Here is a 20543-nt window from a genome sequence, read left to right on the forward strand (position 1 = left end):
GCCGGTCCGGAGGGGATGCCCACGCTCCGGGCCGGCCTTGGCAAGAGTTGGGACTAGCGCAGATTCTTGTCGAAGAATTCGCGTAGCTGGACGCTCTTATGCTTCACGATGGCATCCCAATCATCCATGGTGGTCTCACTGTCGGCGTAGTCGCTGGGCACCTTGAAAATCTGTAGCGGCACGTCGAAGCGCTGGCACATGCTGGCATAGGCGTAGCCTTCCATATCCACCAATTCGGCACCGAGCTCATGGATGTGGGCGCGTTGGGCGTCGTCGGATACGAAGACATCTCCGGTGGCCATCGTGGCCTGATGATCCGGCAAGAGCACCTCGCCGGTCAGGGTTAGGGTGGGGGAGGCCAGCGGGAAGTCGTGCTGCAGGACGTGGGTGACCTGATACACGGTGTTCAGATCCGGGCGGGGCTCACCATCGCCGACTACGCCGGCGGTGCCCAGCACCACCACTTTCTCGACGCCACCAGCGGCAAGTGCGCCGGCTAGCGCCACCGAGGCGTTGACCTTGCCAACACCGGAGACCAGATGCTGAACGTCGGTGAAGGCTGCTGCCTCATCGCTGTGGGCGAAGACCACCAAGGTCTTGAGGTCTGACATGTACTTCCTCTCGTGAGCGCTACCACCCGGGCGGTCGAACACCGGGCATACTCACCGAGTTTATCCGGTTACCTCTGATGAACGCGGAGCGGGGTCATCGAGCCCAAGGGATACACTGAATTTATGAGTGATGTTGAACTTGCCGAAGTCGAAAGTTTCGCGTTGGACCACACCAAGGTCAAGGCGCCCTATGTGCGCAAAATTGGCGTGGAACATGGCCCCAAGGGCGACGCGATCTCCAACTATGACGTGCGCTTTGTCCAGCCGAACTATGGCGAGATTCCCACCGCGGGATTGCACACCATCGAGCACACCCTCGCCGCCTTGCTGCGCACCCGCTTTGACGGGCTGATTGATTTCTCGCCCTTCGGATGCCGCACCGGATTCCACCTGATCGCGTGGGGTGAGCCCACTCCCGAGCAGGTCGCCGCCGCGGTGAAGAGCTCCCTCGAGGACCTCGTTGAGAAGGTCACTTGGGAAGACGTTCCGGGAACCGAAGCGGTGAGCTGCGGTAACTACCGGGACCACAGCCTGCACTCGGCCAAGGAATGGGCCAAGGTGATCCTCGAGCAGGGCATCAGTCTCGACGCTTTCGATCGTTCCAAGCTTGCCTAACAGGCACGCGATGTAGACGCCGGTACGTGGCGTTGCGTAGATCCGCCGCCCCTAGCAACTTTGTTGGGTGCGGCGGATTTTTCGTGCCGCGGCACACCTCCACCGCCAAAGTACGGTTCCATTCCACCTCCCGTCATGACGCACCACGGTCTGCGGTGCAGGGATGATCGCGCCTGCTGAAGCTGAGCGTGAGGGCAGATACGGCCGTGGCCGCGCGCGAGCTGAGAGATTCTTTTCACACCACCAGCGATCCGCGATGTGGTGTGCGCCGCAATATCGTCCCCGTTTCTCCGCAGTATTTCGCTAATTCTTGTGAGGTGGACCTCGAACAGCGGGTATCTGGGCTAACTCCTGGCGGCATCGGGCCGGGCCCGGAGGTGAGTTAGCGTTAACCGCTGTCGCCGAGGATTGCCTGCGGCATTAGTCATGTCTGAAATGAGGTGTGTATGACCGCGTGGTCGCTATTTACGGATCTGGGCTGGATCAGTATTCTCCTGCTCGTCGGAGCGTTCCTGAGGGCCAAGGTGCCCTTCATCCAAAGTATCTTCCTGCCTTCGAGCTTGATCGCCGGTGTGCTCGGCCTCGTGTTGGGACCAAAGATGCTGGGGATCATTCCCTTTTCCTCCGATATCTCCAGCTACGCGGGAGTGCTCATTGCTGTCGTCTTCGCCGCGCTTCCCTTCACCTCCAAGGTAGCCTCGCTCAAGGGCGTGATGAAGTCCGTCGGCACCATGTGGTCCGTTTCGCAATCCGTGGTGGTCCTGCAGTGGGGCGTCGGCTTGCTCTTCGCGCTCGCCGTCGTCTCCAGCGTTTTTAGCACCGTGCCCGATGGCTTCGGGCTCATGATTGCCACCGGGTTCATGGGTGGCCACGGTACCGCCGCCGCAATCTCCGATAGTTTCGGTGAGAACTGGCCAGAGGCGGCTAGCCTCGGGATGACCGCGGCGACCGTGGGCATTATCGTCTCCGTGGTCGGCGGCATCATCCTGATCAAAATCGAATCCATGCGTGGCAACACCACCTACCTGACCCACTTCAAGTCGTTGCCCAATAGCCTGCGTACCGGCATGGTTGGCGACGGTAAGCGTGAACCGGTCGGTGCCTCCCCGGTTTCTTCGATGTCCATCGATCCGCTGATTTACCATGGCGGTGTCTTGTTCGGCATCGCCGCGATCTCCTATGCGATCTCCAACTGGGCCGGCACCATGGTGGACGGGCTGAACATTCCCACCTTCTCGGTGGCCTTCTTGGTCGGTTACCTCGCCCTCTTTGCGTTGCGTTCGACCGGAGCCATGAAGCACTTTGACGCCCGGCTGTTCGAACGCACCAGCGGTTCGGCCACCGATCTGCTTGTCGCCTTCGGCATCGCGTCCATCGACCCGGCCATCGTGGTGGCATATGCCGGCCCGCTGGCACTACTCCTGGTCTTCGGCGTGCTGGGCATGATCGCCTTCTACTTCCTGATCGCCAAACGCTTGTTCGTTGACCACAAGGTAGAACAGTCCATTTTCACCTGGGGCTGGGGGACCGGAACCGTGGCCATGGGTATCGCATTGCTGCGCATCGTCGACCCCGATATGCGTTCACGAACCTTGGACTACTACGGTCTGGCCTATATTCCGATCGGGTTCGGGGATATCGCCTTCGTCGCAATTCTGCCGGCCCTGATCATGGCCGGATTCGCCTGGCCGACCGCGATCGTGCTGACCGTAATCGGCGTGGTGATCCTCGCCGTGGCCGCACTGCTACGGCGCAAGAACACCCTGCCCGCCGAGCCGGTGGCCGTGTCCATCGACTCCTAGGCTGGTAAGGCCGCGGCCGCGCCGGTGATACGTTGCTATCGCCGACGCGGCCGGTTTCTTAAATATCCGCAGGTCGGTGCGAGGGCACGTGGCAGGGTGCAAATGTGCGAGAATAGAGCGAGCTTTCGGCGCCGGTTCAGGTGCCATTTACCCCCGATTTTTCGTGGAAAGTAAGGACAACCCATTGGTCATGATTCCGCTGCCATTGCACCACCAGGACACCAGCGAGTTTTCGCCGGTCGACCCGTCGGACCCGACCCTGGTGCATCGCGGCGAAGGCGGGGCCGAGGTGCGCCGAAGCATTCTGCCCGGTGGGGTGCGCGTGTTGACCGAGGCCATGCCCGGGCAGCGTTCGACCACCGTGGGCTTTTGGGTGCCGGTCGGCTCGCGCGATGAACAGGCCGGTCATTACGGCTCCACCCACTTCCTCGAGCATCTGCTCTTCAAGGGCACCGCGACGCGCACCGCGCTCGATATTGCCCAGGCCTTCGACGAGGTGGGCGGCGAGTCGAACGCCGCTACCGCCAAGGAATCCACCTGCTACTACGCACGGGTGCTGGACTCGGACGTCCCCATGGCTATGGAAGTCATCGCGGACATGGTGACCTCGGCGGTGCTCGACCCCTTCGAATTGGAGCAGGAGCGCGGGGTGATCATCGAAGAGCTCAATATGGACGCCGACGATGCCACCGAGGTCGTGCACGAGCACTTCGTCGCCAAGGTCCTGGCCGGTCACCCGCTGGGCCGCCCCATCGGAGGTACCCCGGAAGAGATCCGCGAAATCACCCGTGAGGCGGTGCTTGAACACTACGAGCGGCACTACCGTCCCAGCGAACTGATCGTCACCGCCGCCGGCTCCCTAGAGCACGACCAGATTTGCTCCATGGTGCTCACCGCGCTGGCCGACGCCGGATGGGAGCTCGATCCGCTGGCGGTTCCCGAGGCCCGACGCAGCGCGGAGCCTGCCACCATTGAAAGCGCCGGCGGACTCGAGGTCATCAACCGCCCGGTGGAGCAGGCCAATATCATCGTCGGGTGCGTGGGCATCACCGGCCATGACCCGCGACGGCACACCCTGGCCGTGCTCAATGCGGTGCTTGGCGGGGGCATGAGCTCACGGCTCTTCCAAGAGGTCCGCGAGAAGCGCGGCCTGGCCTACTCAACCTACTCTTTCTCCGCCACGTACTCCGATGCCGGATACTTCGGCATGTATGCCGGATGCTCTCCGGCCAAGGCCGGTGAAGTGATTGGCCTGCTCGGCGCCGAACTCGACCGGATGGCCGCCGAGGGGATCACCGACGAGGAACTGCGCAAGGCCAAGGGCCAGCTGGCCGGGGGCACCGTGCTGGCGTTGGAGGATCCGGGTAGCCGCATGTCGCGTCTGGGGCGTGCCGAAATGGTCACCGGCGAATTTCAGGATATCGACGAGTCCCTGCAGCGCGTGCAGGCCGTTTCCGCAGCGGATGTGCAGGCCCTCGCCGCCGAACTGGCCGCACGTCCGCGTACCATTACCGTGGTTGGCCCCTTTGAGAATGAGGCAGCGCTAGGCCTGGAAGGCTAGCCAAGTAGAGCCGCCGACGTCCGTGTGGGCGTTATTAAACCAAGCAAGCGGTGGGTGGCGATCCTTGAACGATCGCCACCCACCGCTTGTCTTGTGGTGCAGTGTGTCCGTGCGGGCTTACTGCTCGGAAAGGTCCTTGCCGCGGGTTTCCTTCAACCCGATCACCGTAATGACGGTGATCAGTAGCATGGCAAGGGTGTAGAAACCGAAGTAGCTGCGCCCGGCCTCACCAAACCAGGTCTCGAACCCTGCCTGCAGGTAGGCGGCGGTGCCGCCAAAGGCCGCCACGCAGATCGCATAGGGGACCGCCACACCGATGGTGCGCACCGAGGTCGGGAACAGTTCGGCGTACACGGCCGGCCCAATGGCGGCGAATCCGGCGATGAAGATCAACATGATCGACATCGACACCGCCAGCTGCACCGCGGAGTTCTGCAGGATCGCGCCGGCCGGGAAGTAGCACGCGATCGTGCCGATTGCACTAATCAGCAGCACCGGGCGCCGGCCGATCTTATCCGAAAGCCGACCCCACAACGGAAGCGCGGCGATAAAGACCAGGTTCGCGACCACACCGGCCCAGAGCGCGCCCTTGGCGTCGATCCCCAGCACGTTGATGGCGTAGGCCGGGGTGGAGACGCCCCAGACGTAGTACACGACGGTCAGGCCGATGGTCAGGCCGATCACCTGCAGCGCCTGGCGCCAGTGCCGGGCCATGTCGGTCAGCAACTTCGGCTTGGCGGCAGCCGGTGCCTCGGGGCTGCGCAGTTCACCTTCGAAAACGGCCGACTCTTCCATCCGCGAGCGCATCAGCAGGGCCACAAACCCGAACAGCGCACCGATGGCAAAGGGGATACGCCAGCCGAAGCTGGACATCTGCTCGGCGCTGAGCACCGTGGAAAGAACCGCACCAAGCAGCGTGCCGAAGAGAATGCCGGTGGTGCCGGAGACGTAGATCAGCGAGGACCACAGGCCGCGGCGCTCACGCGGGGCCATCTCGGAGAGGTAGGTCTGCGCGCTGGGCAGTTCGCCACCGTGCGCCAGCCCCTGAATCAGGCGGGCGACCACCAGCAGGACCGAGGCTCCGGCCCCGATGCTCGCGTAGCTCGGGGTCAGCGCAATGGCCAAGGAGCCCAGGGAAGCCAGCGCCACCGACAGCGTCATCGACGCCTTGCGTCCGACCTTGTCACCGATCCAGCCGAAGAGGAATCCACCCAACGGTCGGGCGACGAACCCCACGGCAAACACCGCCAGCGTCATCAGGAACGCACTGGAGGGGTCCGCCGGGCTGAATAGTTGCGAGGCGATGAAGGAGGCGAAGGTTGCGTAGACCGCCCAGTCGTACCATTCCACGGCGTTACCGGCGCCGGTGCCGATCAGCGTGCGGGTGACGCTGTGACGCTGCTGGGTAGGCGAAGAAGTCGCAAGTGTGTTGCTCATGTCGAATCCTTAGTTTGAGGCGGCGAGGTTGAGTCGGTCGAGGGCAAGCCGTGCGTAGGTGGCCGCACCGTCGGGCAGCACGGCGTCGTCGAACACGGCATAGGGGGAGTGGTTGTAGGGGCTCTGCCGGTAGTCGGTCCCTTCGGGCACCGCGGAGAGGAAGAGGAACGCGCCGGGCACCTCTTGCAGCACGCGTGAGAAGTCCTCGGAGCCGGCCAGCGGGTGGGCCATCTGCTGGTGGCGGTCCTCGCCGAAGAGCTCACGCACCGTGGACTGCGCGAAGTTCGTTTCGACGGCGTCGGTCACGGTCAGTGGGTACTCCTCGATATATTCGACGCTGGCCCAGAGTCCGTGCGCGGCGGCAATGGATTCGATCAGCTGCGGAATCGCGGACTTCAGCCGTTCCTTGGCCGCCGGGGAGAAGGAGCGGATGGTGGCCTCCAAATGCGCGGTCTCCGGAATGACGTTGCGCTTGGTACCGGCCCGGAGCACACCGACGGTCAGCACCACCGGGTCGAAAACATCGAACTGGCGGGTCACCATGGCCTGCAGGGCCGAGACGATTTCCGCGACCACGGGGACCGGGTCCTTCGCGGCGAAGGGCGCCGAACCGTGCCCACCGGCGCCGTGCACCGTCACCACGAGACCGTCGGAGGAACTCATGGTGGCCCCCGGGCGGGAGAGGAAGGACCCGCCATCGGCCATCGAGCTCATCACGTGCAGGCCATAGGCGGCGGTGGGGCGCCGACCGGCCGCGTCAAGGACTCCCTCGCGCAGCATGACACCGGCACCGTCGAACCCTTCCTCACCGGGCTGGAACATGAACAGCACGTCGCCGGTGAGTTGATCGCGGCGGGCCGCGAGCAGTTGCGCGGCGCCGACGAGCATGGCGGTATGCAGGTCGTGGCCGCAGGCATGCATGGCCCCATCGATCCGCGACGCGTAACTCACCCCGGACTTCTCCTGCACCGGCAGCGCATCCATATCGCCGCGCAGCAGGACGGTGTGGCCGGTGGCGCCGCCGGTGTTCGCCGTGCCGCGCAGCACCGCGGTGACCGAGGTGGTGTCGGTGCCCGTGGAAATTTCCAGTCCGAGCCCGTCGAGCGCCTCGAGGACCTTTTGCTGAGTGCGCGGCAGCTCGAGTCCGATTTCCGGCTCCTGATGCAGGCGGTGGCGCAGGTCGGTGATCTGCTCGGCTAGTGCGCTCGCGTCGTCGCGTAGCGACACCGTCAGATCGGCGGAGGATACGGAATGTGTCATCGCGGTCCCTTCGTTTATGTGATGCTCTACATATCGTGAAGTGACCCACTTCACTGCGTCGCATAAACTAAGAAAACTGTTAAAGCCACCCCGAAAACCGAAGGATCCTGCATGGAGCTGCCACAGGCCGACCTCGAACTGGTGCACGCCCTTCAGATTTTTCCGCGTGCTTCCTGGGCTCAGCTCGCCCCCATACTGGGACAGCATCCCACCACCCTCGCCGCGCGGTGGGAGCGGCTTCACGCAGAGGGCAAGGTCTGGGTGACCGGCCACCTCGGGGCCATCTCCACCAGCGGCACGGCCACCTTCATCAGCATCCAGTGCTATCCCGAGATGCGCGACGAGGTCATCGCCCGCATGTGCGCTATTCCGGAAATTGGCAATGTGGAGGAGTCCGCCCGGTCCTGGGATGCCCGGCTGACCGTGTTGACCGACGACTGGTCGCAACTAACCCACGAAATCCTTCCCGTGGTCCGCGCCGACCCGGGCATTATCCGTGTGCACGTCTCGGCGATGACCGGGTTGTATGCCACCGGTGGGCATTGGAGGCTCGATGTGCTCTCCCCGCAGCAACAAGAGCGGCTACGCGAGATGAACCCGACGAATGCAACCCATGGCGCCGAACTCGGTCCCACCCACCCGCAACTACGGCGCCTGCTGTCCATCGACGGACGCATCTCCGCCGCCGCGATCGCCGCCGAACTGGGCATCCACCCGACCACGGCCGCACGTCACCTGCGCCAACTGCTCGACTCGCGCACCATCTTGCTCCGTTGTGAACTCGCACAGGATTACTCGGGGTATCCGGTCTTCTGCCACTGGTACGCCCGGATCCCGCCCTCGCAGCTGGAATCGGCCGTGCGGCACCTGCGTTCGCTACGCACCCTGCGCCTGTGCGCCACCATCACCGGAGACGCGAATCTCACCTTTGCGCTCTGGCTGCGCAACCCGGCGGATATTGCCGAGGTCGAACGTCAGCTGCAACACGCGGCGCCGGGGCTGCAGATTATCGAATCCGACGTGGGGGTACGCACCCATAAGCGGATGGGCTGGATGCTGCGGGCCGACTCCACGGCCACCGGGGAAGTCATCACCCACCCGGCCGACCACCCAAGCCACCACTAGTTTCAACCTGCCCGCGCACGGTCATATGCGTCGTTATCGGTTTCTGCCTCTTACCGCCATGGCGCTAGGCTTAAAGTCATGAGTTCTACGATCAAGGTCGCCGTTTTGGGCGCCAATGGACGAATGGGGTCCGAAGCGGTCAAGGCGGTGCGAGCGGCCGAGGGTATGGAGCTGGTCGCCAGCCTCGGGCGCGGCGATGACCTTGAGCAGATTCTGCAGGCCGGAGCCACCCACGTGGTGGATCTGTCGGTGCCCTCGGCTACCGAAGACAACGTGCATTTTGCCGTCTCCCACGGGCTGCACGCGGTCATCGGCACCACCGCGTGGGACGATGAGCGACGCGCTAACCTGCAGTCCCTGCTGGCCGAGCACCCCGAAGTGGGTGTGCTGATCGCCCCGAACTTTGCCTTGGGGTCCGTGCTGGCCAGCGCCTTTGCGGCCACCGCCGCGAAATACTTCGAGTCAGTGGAGATCATCGAACTGCACCACCCGAATAAGGTTGATGCCCCCTCGGGCACCGCGGTGCGCACCGCCGAACTGATCGCCGACGCCCGCGCCCAGGCCGGCGTTCCGGCGAGCCCGGACGCCACCGAAACGCAGATCGACGGGGCGCGCGGCGCCGATATTTCCGGCGTGCATGTGCACTCGGTGCGCTTGCGCGGCCTCGTAGCCCACCAGGAGGTGCTGCTCGGCGGCGAAGGGGAGCAGCTCACGCTACGCCACGACTCCTATGACCGTGCCTCCTTCATGCCCGGTGTCCTGCTGGGGTTGCGCACCGTAGCCTCGCGTCCCGGACTGACCTATGGCCTAGACGGCTACTTGGAGCTGGGGCAGTAGTGAAAACCAAGCTTTGGGTCGGCGGCATCCTGCTGCTGTTCGTCCTGTATATCGCCATGGCCTTTACCCAGGCCTGGCGCTTTATGCTTACCGAGGAGCCCATCGCGAAGGTTATGGGCGTGGCGATTCTGGTCATTCCCGCCCTGGGCGTCTGGATTCTGATTCGCGAGATACTCTTCGGTTTGCGCACCGAACGCATGGGCAAGGAACTCGAGGCGCTGGGTGAGCTACCGGAGGATAACCTGCCGCGCACCCCCTCGGGACGATTCGTGCGTGAGGCCGCCGACGCCGACTTCGTGAACCACCAGCGCGATGTCGAGCAGCATCCGGAGTCCTGGAAGTCGTGGTACCGCCTGGCCCTTGCCTATGAGGCCTGTGGGGATAAGCGTCGTGCCCGCAATTCCATGCGCACATCCATCGGCTACTGGCGTGCCGAACAGCGCTCGATAAGCCGTTAGGCACCGCTCAACCGCACACGATGAGGCGCCGGTCAGGACATGAGGTCCTTACCGGCGCTTTTTAGTCCCGCGCGGAGCGTTCGGCCGCCGTCGCGTCGCCCGGTGCATCTCGTGTAACCCCGCTGAGCCACCGCAGGAGAGCTTCGAGCGGACCTTGCGCCCCCGAGTAGTTCAGCCAGGCACCCGTGCCCAGCAGGCCGGCCACCAACACCCACCACGTGGCCGTCGTCGGCAGAAGCTCCAGCAAAATCGGCAGGATGAGCAGGTGCCCGACGTACAGGCTTAGCGGGGCGCGCCCCGCCGCGGAGAGCACCCTGCCGAACCAGCCAAGCCGCGGGGTCAGCCACAGGCAGAGCCCGATGATGGCCAGCGCGCAACAGGCGGCATGCAGTGTGAAGAGCAAGGAGTTGCTATGCGGCATCGGCAACCACGCGAAGACCGGATGCCCGCCGAGCGCGTTCTCGACCGCGGCACCGTACCGCCCGGTGACCAGCGCGGCCGGTAGCCTCTCGGATAGCTCCGGCACCAGGCGCTGCAGTTCATCGCCCAACCCGGCCACCTTCCACCAGCCCGCGGCGAGGCTGGACGCCGCACCCAGCAGGCCTGCGGCCAGTAACCCTAGCTGTGCCCCCAGACGCCTGAGCGGTAGTGTACCTAAGGCCATCCCGAGCAGCCCGAAGCCGAACCAGACCAGCAACGGGTAATAGCCGGTGACCCATAGGTCGGCCATGAGCCTCGCCGGGTCCAACAGGTCGGTGGGATTTGGGTTGTGATCCAGACGCAGGCCCTCCAACGAGGTGCTCAGCGGAAGTCGCAGCATAGGCATGGCCATTAGCCAACCAAGGGTAAGCAACCAGCGCGCTACCGGGGGTAGGAAGAGTGCCAAGGGCAAGAGGAGGAATAACATCGCGTAATGCACCAAAATGTTGGCTATGCCTTCGTTGGTCAAGCCGGTGATAAGCCCAAGTGCCGCTAGGGCTAAAGCGCGGCGCAGGTAAATCAACGCCCGCCGTCGCACCGGCACTCCGCGGGCCCGCAACGAGCGGTCGAAAAGCTCCAGTGAGAGCCCGGCCACCACCATGAAAAGCACCGAGGCTCGCCCCGAGGCCACTGATCCCGCGAAAGTTGGCTCCGCGCCACCAATCGAGGTGAGGACCAACAAGGGTAGCGCGTGCGCCGCAAACATGCCCAGCACGGCGACCGCGCGGGCGGTGTCCACGCCGGGCAGGCGCGTGGGGCGTGGTGCGGGTCTCATGCACTCATCCGATCACAAGGGGCCGTCGATATGCCACGACGACACCTGCGCGTGTAGATTTGGACTATGGCACTACGCGACACCGATCAGCAGGCATTCCCCTTTGGAACCGTTTTGACCGCCATGGTCACTCCCTTCACCAATGAAGGCGAGGTCGATTACGAGGCCGCGGCCAAGGTAGCGCGCAAACTGGTTGATGACGGTTGCGACGGCCTGGTGGTTACCGGCACCACCGGTGAGACCTCGACGCTCACCGACGAAGAAAACGTCGGCATGTTCCGCACCGTCGTTGAGGCGGTCGGCGATCGCGCGGCCGTGCTGGCCGGGTCGACGACGAACGACACCCGCCACTCGATCCACCTGAGCCTGCTAGCCAAGGAAGCTGGCGTCGACGGCATTCTGGCCACCACCCCGTACTACAACAAGCCGAGCCAGGCCGGGATCATCGCCCACATCGAGGCCATCGCCAACGCCACCAAGCTCCCGATCATGCTCTACGACATTCCCGGACGCACCGGTATCGCGCTGAGCCCGGAGACCATCATTCGGCTGGCCGAAATCCCCGAAGTCATTGCGCTGAAGGATGCCAAGGCCGACTACCAGTCGACCACCACCGTGCTGGCCAACACCGACCTGCACGTGTACTCCGGCGACGACGGACTGACCCTGCCGCTGATGGCCGCCGGCGCCGCCGGCGTGGTCTCCGTGACCGCCCACGTGGCCGCGGCCACCTACCGCAAGCTGGTCGACGCCATGCACGCCGGAGACCTGGCCACCGCGCGCGCCGCACACTTTGAGCTGGACCCGATCCAGCGGGCTCTGATGAGCCACATTCAGGGGTCCGTTGCCTCCAAGTACGCACTTCACTGGCAGGGTGTCCTGCCGAACACCGTCGTTCGACTGCCTTTGCTGGAACCGTCGGACGCTGAACTCGATGCCATCCGCGCGGACCTGCGTGAAGGCGGATGGGATCTCTAACGAAAGGGATTAACCGCATATGACCGAAACGTCAGTGGGTAAGGCGGATACCGCCCGCCTGCAACAACCCAAGAAGCTGAAGAAGGACACCCTGCGGGTGGTTCCGCTCGGCGGCCTGGGCGATATCGGACGCAACATGACGGTCTTCGAGATCAACGGCAAGCTGTTGATTGTCGACTGCGGCGTGCTGTTCCCGGAGGAGCACCAGCCGGGCGTGGACTTGATCCTGCCGGACTTCTCCTACATCAAGGACCGGATCGACGACATCGTCGGCCTGGTCCTCACCCACGGTCACGAAGACCACATCGGTGCCGTGCCGTACCTGTTGCGCATGCGCGAAGACATCCCGATCTACGGTTCCAAGCTGACCTTGGCATTCATCGAGGCGAAGCTTGCCGAGCATCGCCTGAAGGCCAACAGCACCGTCGTCGTCGAGGGTGAAGTGCGTGAAGTGGGGCCCTTCGAATGCGAATTCGTGGCCGTTAACCACTCGATTCCCGACGCCCTGGCCGTTTTCCTGCGCACCGACGCGGGCACCGTGCTGCACACCGGCGACTTCAAAATGGATCAGCTGCCGCTCGATGGGCGCATCACCGACCTGCGCCACTTCGCCCGCCTCGGCGAAGAGGGCGTGGACCTGTTCCTCTCGGACTCGACCAACGCCGACGTCCCGGGCTTCACCATGCACGAGAAGGACATCGGACCGGTGCTCGAGGCGAAGTTCGCCAAGGCTCGCCGACGCATCATCGTCGCCTCCTTCTCCTCCCACGTGCACCGCGTGCAGCAGGTGCTGGACGCCGCGGCAATCCACGGGCGCAAGGTGGCCTTCATCGGGCGTTCCATGGTGCGCAATATGGGCATCGCCGAACGTCTGGGATACCTGCATGTGCCGCAGGGCGTGATTGTGGACATGAAGGAAGTCGACAAGCTGCCCGAGCATAAGGTCGTGCTGATGTCCACCGGTTCGCAGGGCGAGCCGATGGCTGCCCTGTCCCGGATGGCCAACGGCGATCACAAGATCCAGGTCAACCCGGGGGACACCGTGATCCTGGCGTCGAGCCTGATCCCGGGCAACGAGAACGCGGTCTTCCGCGTGATCAACGGCCTGATGCGCCTGGGCGCCGAGGTGATCCACAAGGGCATGGCCAAGGTGCACGTCTCCGGGCACGCCTCGGCCGGTGAGTTGCTGTACTGCTACAACATCCTGCGCCCGAAGAACGTGATGCCGGTGCACGGCGAAACCCGTCACCTGATCGCCAACGGCCGCTTGGCCGCACAGTCCGGTGTGCCGGAGGATAACGTGCTGCTCACCGAGGACGGCTCGGTGGTGGATCTGAAGGACGGCAAGGCCGAGCTGGTTGGTCAGGTCGACTGCGGTTACGTCTATGTCGACGGCTCCAAGGTCGGCACCGTGACCGACTCGGACCTCAAGGACCGCGTCACCCTCGGCGAAGAGGGCTTCATCTCGGTCATCACCGTCATCAACCGGCAAAACGGCACCATCATCTCCGGGCCGGATATCCACGCCCGCGGTGTCGCCGAGGACGATAAGGTCTTCAACGAGATCAAGCCGAAGATCGCCGCAGCGATCGTGGAAGCGGTGGGGAATAACCCCTCGCACACCACCCATCAGCTGCAGCAGATCACCCGCCGCGTCATTGGTTCGTGGGTCTCCCGCAAGCTGCGTCGCCGCCCGATGATCGTTCCCGTGGTGCTCGAGGCCTAACCCGCCTGCCACACCACTGGTCCCCACCTCAATCATGTTGAGGTGGGGACCGCTGCTTTAACCCCACGCCACAGCGGCATAGCAGGTGTTGCTCTCGAGGCCGCGGATTCCATGGTGTGCCCGTTCGAGCGCCGACGCGCGAAGCGGAGAAAAATAATCCAATCCACTCGCGCCACCGCTCCGAACCTTCGATGACAGCCCACACCACGGGTACACCATTCGCGGTCCATCAGGTCCGCAGATCGAAGGAGCAACACCATGAAGAAGATTGCGCGCACCGCATTTGTTGGCCTGAGCCTCACTGCACTGTTTGGGCTCGCCGCCTGCAGCACCGGTGGCACCACGACCTCCCCGCAGAGTTCCTCGCCGGCCGCAACGGCTTCCACCCCGGCCAGCGAGTCCAGCGAATCGCCGAGCATGGACCCTGCGCAGTACCTGGTGGGTTCCGGATGTGCCAACTACGCCGAACAGGTTCCCGATGGCGAGGGATCGGTGGCCGGGATGGCGCAGGACCCCGTGGCCGTTGCCGCCTCGAACAACCCGCTGCTGACCACCTTGACCGCTGCGGTTTCCGGGAAACTGAACCCCGAGGTCAACCTGGTGGACACCCTGAACGGAGACGAGTTCACCGTTTTCGCCCCGGTCGACGAGGCCTTTGCCGCGATCCCCGAGAAGGACCTCGAGGCCGTGGTGCAGGACGCCGACACCCTGAGTACCGTGCTGACCTACCACGTTGTTCCCGGCCAAATCCTGCCTGAGGACCTGCCCGGGAAACACGCCACCGTGCAGGGCGAAGATGTTGAGGTCACCGGTTCCGGGGATGAGCTGAAGGTCAACGGCGCCAACGTCATCTGCGGTGGCGTGCAGACCGCCAACGCCACGGTCTACCTGGTGGATCAGGTGCTAATGCCCTCAATGAAATCCGAATAACGCACCACCGGGGCCGTCGATGGGCCTCGGGCTGAGACGAACGAGGTGGGGCGGGGTAGCGGCAGCTACCTCGCCCCATTTTTGCCCCACGCGTCGGCGGAGTGGGAACAGGGCCAGGCTAAAGGAGACGTGAGATGCTGATGCACATGGAGGAATCGGAAACTGGGCAGCGCTCTGCCGCACTCGATGCGACGCCCGAAGAGTTGCTCACACGCACCGCGCAGGGCGATGGGGCGGCCTTCGAAGCGCTGTACGACGCCGTCTCACCGATGGTGTACGGTGTGGCTCGGCGCATATTGGTCGATCCGGAGCTCGCCTCCGACGTGGCCCAAGAGGTATTCGTCGAACTCTGGCAACATGCCGCTCGCTACGATCGGACGCGCGGTTCGGCCCTGCCCTGGATCGCAACAATCGCGCACCGGCGAGCGGTGGATCGAGTACGCTCGGCCAACGCGAGCCGGAACCGGGATCTTCGAGAAGGCATCCGCGACTATCAGGAGTCGCACGATGATGTTGAAGACCTTGCCATAGTGCATGCCGATGCGCAGCGCGCCCGGCAAGCGCTGGAAACGCTGCCGGATGCGCAACGACAGGCGATTTCACTGGCCTACTACGAGGGCCTGACGCAACATGAAGTTGCCGAACGGCTTGGCGTTCCACTAGGCACGGTGAAAACACGAATACGTGATGGACTGAAACGACTACGAAACGGAATGGGGGTGGCCTGATGGAACAGCGGAAGAACTCTGAACACGCGGATGCCGCCGCCGCGTATGCGTTGAACGCCATGTCCAACACCGAACGAGCCGACTTTGAACGGTTGCTGGCCACCGATGAAGCCCTAGCGCAGGATGTGCAACAGCTTTCTGAGGGTGCCGCCGTTCTTGGCTACGCGGCCAGCGAACAGCCACCGGCGCAGCTAAAACGCAATGTGCTCGACGCGATTCGTGACTTGCCGCAGCAGCCCGCCGCAGATCCCACCTCGCCCACGTCCGCGGCCCAGGAACCCGCTAGCGGACCGGAAGCGGCGATGACCTCGGCACCAACGCCGGGGCCAGCCCGCGAAGAGCGGGTAGCGACCGAACCAGCACCGAGGGCACGACGAGGCCGAACCGCTTTTGCCTTGGCCGCGGCCACACTGCTGGTGGCAGCGCTCGGCCTTGGTGGCATACTCGTCGCCGAGCACCGGCAAGGCAACGAGCTGCGCGAGCAACTCAACGCAGCGCAGAATGAGGCGCAAGGGCTACGCTCGCTATTGCAGGCCCCGGATTTGCGGACCGTGCAGGCCCGCACCAGTGACGGCGCCACGGTGACCCTTGCCTACTCGAGCGCCTCCGGCCTGATGTCCGTCTCGGGGGAGCAACTGCCCAAGGCACCGGAGGGCCACGGCTATGAACTCTGGCTTATCGGGGACAGTGGCGCGACGCCGGCCGGGATGCTGGCCTCCGGAGAGGTAAGCCTGGTTGAAGGCAGCATGGACGGCGTGACGCATCTGGGAATTACCGTCGAACCGGCAGGCGGTTCTCCGCAGCCCACCACCGACCCGATCCTCGTTCAGGAGCTCTAGAAATTTTTCCCCCATCCGGCAATCCAGATGGGGGAGTGCTCCGAACCTCTTGTGTCAGCGGCGGCCAATACGTGGTCGCCGCCCAGCACGAGGGAGCACATCATGAGCGCGCAAACCACCGTTAAACGAAGTCCGCTGCAACTGGCCGCCGGCCTCTTTGGCGCAACTTTTCTACTCGTCGGGATCCTCGGCTTCGTGCCGGGTATCACCAGCGGGATCGAACATCTGGGCTTCGCCGGACACCACTCCGAGGCGATGCTCCTCGGCGTCTTTCAAATCTCCACCCTGCACAATTTGGTACACCTGATATTCGGTGTTCTGGGACTTGTCGCTGCCACCGCGGCACCAAGGTCCAAGATGTTTCTCGTGCTTTCCGGAGCCGTCTACCTGGTCTTGTGGATCTACGGACTGGCCGCCGGCTCTGGGCCGGCGAACTTCATCCCGCTGAATATGGCCGATAACTGGCTGCACTTCATCTTAGGTACCGTCATGCTGCTCAGCGGCCTGCTCCTGGGCCGCAAGGCCACACGCCACTAAAGCAGGTGCAATGCGGCGCCGCTACCTTCGGGCCGGCGCCGCATCGACGGCACGGAAAGTAGGCCATCATGAAGAAAAACCATGGGCTTGATAGCCGGCAGACGATACGCCGATGGCCGTTCGCCCTGGCCGGTATCGTTTCCGCCGCCCTGCTCTTTGGCGCGGCGGAACTCATCTCAGTGTTCTTTGCAGCAGCTGCCTCACCGGTCGTGGCCATAGGAGCCTGGCTGATCGATTTCTCGCCACCGGCAGTCAAGGACCTAGCCATTGCGTTATTTGGCGTTCACGATAAGGTGGCACTGTTCGTCGTCATCGGCTTGGTGTCGCTACTGATCGCCACGGCCATTGGACGGTTGGCTGCCGCTCGGCTACCGGCCGCACTTACTCTGGTCGCCGCATTGGGGCTGTTGCTGGTGGCCGCCGTGCTCACCCGCGCCTCCACCGGCCCGAGCGACATGCTACCCACGCTGTTCGGTGTAATGCTCGGCCTGTGCACATTGACTTTATTGACGGGCCGGGCGCGACGAGTCGCTAATGGCGCGCCGGTGGGGAACGCCGCGGAACAAACGGCGGGCCGAGGAGCGCACACTCGTCGCGACTTCTTGCGGTTGAGTTCACTGGGTCTGGTGCTCGCTGGGGTGATGGCAGCTTCGGGACGGGCTCTTTCGTCGGCGCATTCGACCTTCCGGGCCGCCGTCGACCAGGTGAAGCTTCCAGCCCCCGCTCGACGCGCTGCCGCATTCCCCGATGACGTGGCAGTCAAGCTGGCAGGGATGCCGCCCTTCGTGACCCCCAATGAGGAGTTTTACCGCATCGACACGGCGCTATCGATACCCCGGATTGATCCAACAACCTGGAGCCTGCGAGTCCACGGCTTGGTCGAACACGAAATCACCATGGATTTCGACCAACTGCTGGGCCAAGAGCTGGTCGAAAGCTGGGTCACGCTCACCTGCGTCTCCAACCCGGTCGGCGGTGACCTCGTCGGCCACGCCAAATGGCTGGGCTACCCGATCCGTGAGCTCATGGCCCGCGCCAAGCCGCTCCCGCAGGCAGATATGGTGCTCTCCACCAGCCACGACGGGTTCAGCGCTTCCACACCCCTTGCGGCGCTGACCGATCAGCGCGACGCCTTACTCGCCGTGGGGATGAACGGCGCACCGCTGCCTGCCGAACACGGATTCCCGGTGCGCATGGTCGTTCCCGGACTCTACGGATATGTTTCGGCCACAAAATGGGTGATCGACCTCGAAGTGACACGTTTTGCGGATAAACAGGCCTACTGGACAACGCGCGGCTGGTCGGCTCGTGGACCGATCAAATTCTCGTCGCGGATCGACGTGCCTCGCGGATTTGCCCAAGTACCGGCCGGAGACCTCATGCTCGGCGGCACCGCGTGGGCACAGCGTAGTGGAATTACCCGTGTTGAGGTGCAACTCGACGGAGGCCGCTGGCACGCAGCGCAACTAGCCGCGGCGGCAGGTATAGACAGTTGGAGACAATGGTCGTTACCCGTGCGCGGCCTGGCCCCGGGGACTCATACCGCCCGCGTGCGCGCCTACGACGGCTTGGGGCGATTACAGAGCGAACAACGCGCCAACCCTGTGCCTAATGGCAGCTCCGGCTGGCACGAAGTCTCCTTCCGGGTCACCTAGGAGCCGGGCACCGCTCGCCGCGTTCCGGTATGCGTCTCTCCAGCGGCGCAGAGGTCGAGTGCGCAGAACATTACGGTTCCGTTAGGAACCGGCCACGGGATTTGCTGCCTGCCTATGATGGGAGCCCAAGCCCGAGGAGTAGGACATGAACAGCACCGCATCACCGAACGTCCAGCGCTGGCGCTACGCGCTTGCCGGGGTGGTATCGGCCGGCCTTTTCTTCGGCGTGGCGGAGTTGGCCTCGGTGCCTTTCACGCGCGCCTCCTCGCCCTTGGTGGCCGTCGGCGCGTGGTTTATCGATATCACCCCGCCGTGGCTGAAAGATTTCGCCATCGCGGCCTTCGGCACGAACGACAAGCTGGCGCTATTCATTTCTATGGGGATTGTGGCCTTGCTCGCCGCCGCGCTGCTCGGGATTCTGGCGCGGCGGGCAAGTGCCTTTGCCGCGGGGCTAATTATCCTGCTGGCGATAGCCCTCGGCATGGCGGTCTGGTCTCGCGCAGCCACAGGAATCCTGGATTTGGTGCCCACCGCCGCGGGAGCCGTGGCGGGAATACTCGCCCTGAACTATACGGTGCGCGCCGCCGAAGCAACGGAGGGGAGCAACTCGTCGCATACGGCGCAAGAGGTGCCGCGCAGTTCGCGCCGTGAATTCCTGCGGGCTGTATCGGTTACCGCCGCCGGGGCCGTACTCCTAGGTGTTGGCGGCAGGGCCCTATCTTCGGTGCGCAATGTCGCATCTGCTATTCGGGAAGCGCTACGACTGCCGCGCGCTGCAACACCGGCCGCGGCGGTTCCCGCTGGAGCCCAAGTCAACGTCGCCGGTATGCCGCAGCACGTGACACCCAACGTCGAGTTCTATCGCGTCGACACCGCCCTGCGGGTGCCCGAGATCGACCCCAAGAATTGGCGGCTTCGCGTCCACGGGATGGTCGAAGAAGATCTGGAAATCGACTTTGCCGAGCTCCTTGCGCAGCCGCTGGTTGAAAGCCGGGTGACCTTGGCTTGTGTCTCGAACCCGGTCGGCGGGGAATTGATCGGAAACGCCAAATGGCTGGGCTACCCGATTCGTGAGCTACTGGCCCGCGCCCGGCCGTTACCCGAGGCCGATATGGTCCTGTCCACCAGCCACGACGGGTTTACCGCTTCCACGCCCTTGGAAGCGCTCACCGACGACCGCGACGCACTGCTCGCCGTCGGCATGAACGATGAACCGCTACCGCTCGAACACGGCTTCCCGGTGCGCATGGTGGTTCCTGGGCTTTACGGATACGTCTCGGCCACGAAATGGGTGATTGACCTCGAGGTGACACGCTTCGACCAAGCCTTGGCCTATTGGAGCACTCGTGGTTGGTCCACCCATGGTCCGATCAAGTTGTCCTCGCGGATTGATGTTCCGCGGGCCAAGGCCACGGTGTCTTCCGAGAAGCTCGCCATTGCCGGTACCGCGTGGGCCCAGCACACCGGAATCTCCAAGGTCGAGGTGCGTCTCGACGACGGTCCGTGGCAGCAAGCCGAACTGGCGGAGCAGGATTCGGTCGATACCTGGCGGCAGTTCGTGCTCCGTGTGGATTCCTTGGCGGCAGGGGAGCATACAGCCACTGTGCGGGCCTATGACCGTGAGGGCAAGCTACAAATCGAGGAGTCGATGAGCCCGGCCCCCAACGGTGCGACCGGCTGGCATCGGGTGAGCTTTACCGTCAAGTAGGGGAGCTCATTCCGGCCGAAATGCTGCCTCGAGGCGATATATTACGTGCTTTTCATTCTTGTTGGGCACGGTTCACTCGCCGTTCGGTGTCAGGACGTACGATAACCACAGCCCTCGGAGAACCTGTGCCGGAGGCCGAAGAAACGCCGACCCCGAGGAGTGGCTGCGATGCGACATGGATCCGATGACCTGAGCTCACTACATGAGGTGAACCGCGAATCGATTGTGGCTCACCAAAAGCGCATGAAGAGCGCGAACCGCACCCGGCAACTCTCGGATTTCCGGCAGGCCCACGAGATCACCCGCGAGCAGATGGCCGAGCAAATCGGAGCCAGTCTGGCGGAGGTCATCGACTTGGAAAGGGGCGCGCTCGACGAGGTATCCGTCGGCACCCTGCGTCGCTACACCGAAGCCCTAGGCGGATCCTTGGAACTGCGCGCCGTGCTCGTCGAACAGACCCTAGAGCTGGACTAGCAACAAC

General features: G+C 63.9%; 19 protein-coding genes. 15 read left to right on the forward strand and 4 right to left on the reverse strand.

Going from position 1 to position 20543, the window contains the following annotated elements:
- Window positions 1-53: 53 nt before the first annotated feature.
- Complete coding sequence (locus ACYU0X_RS05530) at window positions 54-611, reverse strand: phosphorylase family protein (protein WP_309408110.1); 558 nt, start codon at window positions 609-611, stop codon at window positions 54-56.
- A gap of 123 nt (window positions 612-734) precedes the next feature.
- Here ACYU0X_RS05530 and ACYU0X_RS05535 point away from each other — a divergent pair, with 123 nt between their 5' ends.
- The 3 genes from ACYU0X_RS05535 to ACYU0X_RS05545 all read left to right on the forward strand — a co-directional run bounded on the left by ACYU0X_RS05535 (window position 735) and on the right by ACYU0X_RS05545 (window position 4589).
- Window positions 735-1226: an S-ribosylhomocysteine lyase gene (locus tag ACYU0X_RS05535; protein WP_418908790.1), complete on the forward strand. Its 492-nt coding sequence runs from the start codon at window positions 735-737 to the stop codon at window positions 1224-1226.
- A 446-nt stretch (window positions 1227-1672) separates the two neighbouring features.
- Window positions 1673-3028, forward strand: coding sequence for a sodium/glutamate symporter (locus ACYU0X_RS05540; RefSeq protein WP_461902373.1), 1356 nt, complete (start codon window positions 1673-1675; stop codon window positions 3026-3028).
- Between the two features lie 184 nt (window positions 3029-3212).
- Entirely contained in the window at window positions 3213-4589 is a 1377-nt protein-coding gene (locus ACYU0X_RS05545) for a M16 family metallopeptidase (RefSeq protein WP_461902374.1), read from the forward strand.
- A 117-nt stretch (window positions 4590-4706) separates the two neighbouring features.
- Here ACYU0X_RS05545 and ACYU0X_RS05550 read toward each other — a convergent pair whose 3' ends face one another.
- Both ACYU0X_RS05550 and ACYU0X_RS05555 read right to left on the reverse strand, forming a co-directional pair.
- Entirely contained in the window at window positions 4707-6026 is a 1320-nt protein-coding gene (locus ACYU0X_RS05550; protein ID WP_461902375.1) for an MFS transporter, read from the reverse strand.
- A gap of 9 nt (window positions 6027-6035) precedes the next feature.
- Window positions 6036-7253, reverse strand: a complete 1218-nt coding sequence (locus ACYU0X_RS05555) for a M20 metallopeptidase family protein (RefSeq protein WP_461902783.1) — start codon at window positions 7251-7253, stop codon at window positions 6036-6038.
- Between the two features lie 144 nt (window positions 7254-7397).
- Here ACYU0X_RS05555 and ACYU0X_RS05560 point away from each other — a divergent pair, with 144 nt between their 5' ends.
- The 3 genes from ACYU0X_RS05560 to ACYU0X_RS05570 all read left to right on the forward strand — a co-directional run bounded on the left by ACYU0X_RS05560 (window position 7398) and on the right by ACYU0X_RS05570 (window position 9706).
- Entirely contained in the window at window positions 7398-8411 is a 1014-nt protein-coding gene (locus ACYU0X_RS05560) for an Lrp/AsnC family transcriptional regulator (RefSeq protein WP_461902376.1), read from the forward strand.
- Window positions 8412-8489: 78 nt separating this feature from the next.
- Entirely contained in the window at window positions 8490-9248 is a 759-nt protein-coding gene (gene dapB, locus ACYU0X_RS05565; RefSeq protein ID WP_461902377.1) for a 4-hydroxy-tetrahydrodipicolinate reductase, read from the forward strand.
- On the forward strand, window positions 9248-9706 hold the full coding sequence (locus ACYU0X_RS05570) for a hypothetical protein (RefSeq protein ID WP_309408097.1): 459 nt from the start codon (window positions 9248-9250) through the stop codon (window positions 9704-9706). The genes dapB and ACYU0X_RS05570 overlap by 1 nt, the downstream gene beginning before the upstream one ends.
- Window positions 9707-9767: 61 nt before the next feature.
- Here ACYU0X_RS05570 and ACYU0X_RS05575 read toward each other — a convergent pair whose 3' ends face one another.
- Entirely contained in the window at window positions 9768-10961 is a 1194-nt protein-coding gene (locus ACYU0X_RS05575; RefSeq protein ID WP_461902378.1) for a heparan-alpha-glucosaminide N-acetyltransferase domain-containing protein, read from the reverse strand.
- Between the two features lie 66 nt (window positions 10962-11027).
- On the opposite strand from ACYU0X_RS05575, the gene dapA reads away from it, so the two are divergent.
- From dapA to ACYU0X_RS05620, 9 genes are all read left to right on the forward strand, one after another.
- Complete coding sequence (dapA, locus tag ACYU0X_RS05580) at window positions 11028-11939, forward strand: 4-hydroxy-tetrahydrodipicolinate synthase (RefSeq protein ID WP_461902379.1); 912 nt, start codon at window positions 11028-11030, stop codon at window positions 11937-11939.
- A 19-nt stretch (window positions 11940-11958) separates the two neighbouring features.
- Window positions 11959-13665, forward strand: a complete 1707-nt coding sequence (locus tag ACYU0X_RS05585) for a ribonuclease J (protein WP_309408091.1) — start codon at window positions 11959-11961, stop codon at window positions 13663-13665.
- A gap of 258 nt (window positions 13666-13923) precedes the next feature.
- Entirely contained in the window at window positions 13924-14595 is a 672-nt protein-coding gene (locus tag ACYU0X_RS05590; RefSeq protein WP_459275768.1) for a fasciclin domain-containing protein, read from the forward strand.
- A gap of 134 nt (window positions 14596-14729) precedes the next feature.
- Window positions 14730-15323 carry an ECF RNA polymerase sigma factor SigK gene (sigK, locus tag ACYU0X_RS05595; RefSeq protein ID WP_461902380.1) on the forward strand — a complete coding sequence of 198 codons (594 nt, stop codon included), beginning with the start codon at window positions 14730-14732 and terminating at the stop codon, window positions 15321-15323.
- Window positions 15323-16162, forward strand: a complete 840-nt coding sequence (locus ACYU0X_RS05600; protein ID WP_461902381.1) for an anti-sigma factor — start codon at window positions 15323-15325, stop codon at window positions 16160-16162. The genes sigK and ACYU0X_RS05600 overlap by 1 nt, the downstream gene beginning before the upstream one ends.
- Window positions 16163-16264: 102 nt before the next feature.
- Window positions 16265-16699 carry a DUF4383 domain-containing protein gene (locus ACYU0X_RS05605; protein ID WP_461902382.1) on the forward strand — a complete coding sequence of 145 codons (435 nt, stop codon included), beginning with the start codon at window positions 16265-16267 and terminating at the stop codon, window positions 16697-16699.
- Window positions 16700-16767: 68 nt separating this feature from the next.
- A complete protein-coding gene (locus ACYU0X_RS05610) occupies window positions 16768-18354 on the forward strand; it encodes a molybdopterin-dependent oxidoreductase (protein WP_461902383.1) in 1587 nt (528 codons plus the stop codon).
- Window positions 18355-18499: 145 nt separating this feature from the next.
- Window positions 18500-20062, forward strand: a complete 1563-nt coding sequence (locus ACYU0X_RS05615; RefSeq protein ID WP_461902384.1) for a molybdopterin-dependent oxidoreductase — start codon at window positions 18500-18502, stop codon at window positions 20060-20062.
- Between the two features lie 168 nt (window positions 20063-20230).
- Entirely contained in the window at window positions 20231-20536 is a 306-nt protein-coding gene (locus ACYU0X_RS05620) for an XRE family transcriptional regulator (RefSeq protein ID WP_418908808.1), read from the forward strand.
- Window positions 20537-20543: the final 7 nt, after the last annotated feature.

It is taken from the genome of Glutamicibacter sp. X7 (genome assembly GCF_054889245.1).

Bases quoted from the DNA above. Each gene is read 5' to 3' on its own strand.
- ACYU0X_RS05530 (WP_309408110.1), bottom strand. From the start codon at position 611: ATGTCAGACCTCAAGACCTTGGTGGTCTTCGCCCACAGCGATGAGGCA.
- ACYU0X_RS05535 (WP_418908790.1), top strand. From the start codon at position 735: ATGAGTGATGTTGAACTTGCCGAAGTCGAAAGTTTCGCGTTGGACCAC.
- ACYU0X_RS05540 (WP_461902373.1), top strand. From the start codon at position 1,673: ATGACCGCGTGGTCGCTATTTACGGATCTGGGCTGGATCAGTATTCTC.
- ACYU0X_RS05550 (WP_461902375.1), bottom strand. From the start codon at position 6,026: ATGAGCAACACACTTGCGACTTCTTCGCCTACCCAGCAGCGTCACAGC.
- ACYU0X_RS05560 (WP_461902376.1), top strand. From the start codon at position 7,398: ATGGAGCTGCCACAGGCCGACCTCGAACTGGTGCACGCCCTTCAGATT.
- dapB (WP_461902377.1), top strand. From the start codon at position 8,490: ATGAGTTCTACGATCAAGGTCGCCGTTTTGGGCGCCAATGGACGAATG.
- ACYU0X_RS05575 (WP_461902378.1), bottom strand. From the start codon at position 10,961: ATGAGACCCGCACCACGCCCCACGCGCCTGCCCGGCGTGGACACCGCC.
- dapA (WP_461902379.1), top strand. From the start codon at position 11,028: ATGGCACTACGCGACACCGATCAGCAGGCATTCCCCTTTGGAACCGTT.
- ACYU0X_RS05585 (WP_309408091.1), top strand. From the start codon at position 11,959: ATGACCGAAACGTCAGTGGGTAAGGCGGATACCGCCCGCCTGCAACAA.
- ACYU0X_RS05590 (WP_459275768.1), top strand. From the start codon at position 13,924: ATGAAGAAGATTGCGCGCACCGCATTTGTTGGCCTGAGCCTCACTGCA.
- sigK (WP_461902380.1), top strand. From the start codon at position 14,730: ATGCTGATGCACATGGAGGAATCGGAAACTGGGCAGCGCTCTGCCGCA.
- ACYU0X_RS05600 (WP_461902381.1), top strand. From the start codon at position 15,323: ATGGAACAGCGGAAGAACTCTGAACACGCGGATGCCGCCGCCGCGTAT.
- ACYU0X_RS05605 (WP_461902382.1), top strand. From the start codon at position 16,265: ATGAGCGCGCAAACCACCGTTAAACGAAGTCCGCTGCAACTGGCCGCC.
- ACYU0X_RS05610 (WP_461902383.1), top strand. From the start codon at position 16,768: ATGAAGAAAAACCATGGGCTTGATAGCCGGCAGACGATACGCCGATGG.
- ACYU0X_RS05615 (WP_461902384.1), top strand. From the start codon at position 18,500: ATGAACAGCACCGCATCACCGAACGTCCAGCGCTGGCGCTACGCGCTT.
- ACYU0X_RS05620 (WP_418908808.1), top strand. From the start codon at position 20,231: ATGCGACATGGATCCGATGACCTGAGCTCACTACATGAGGTGAACCGC.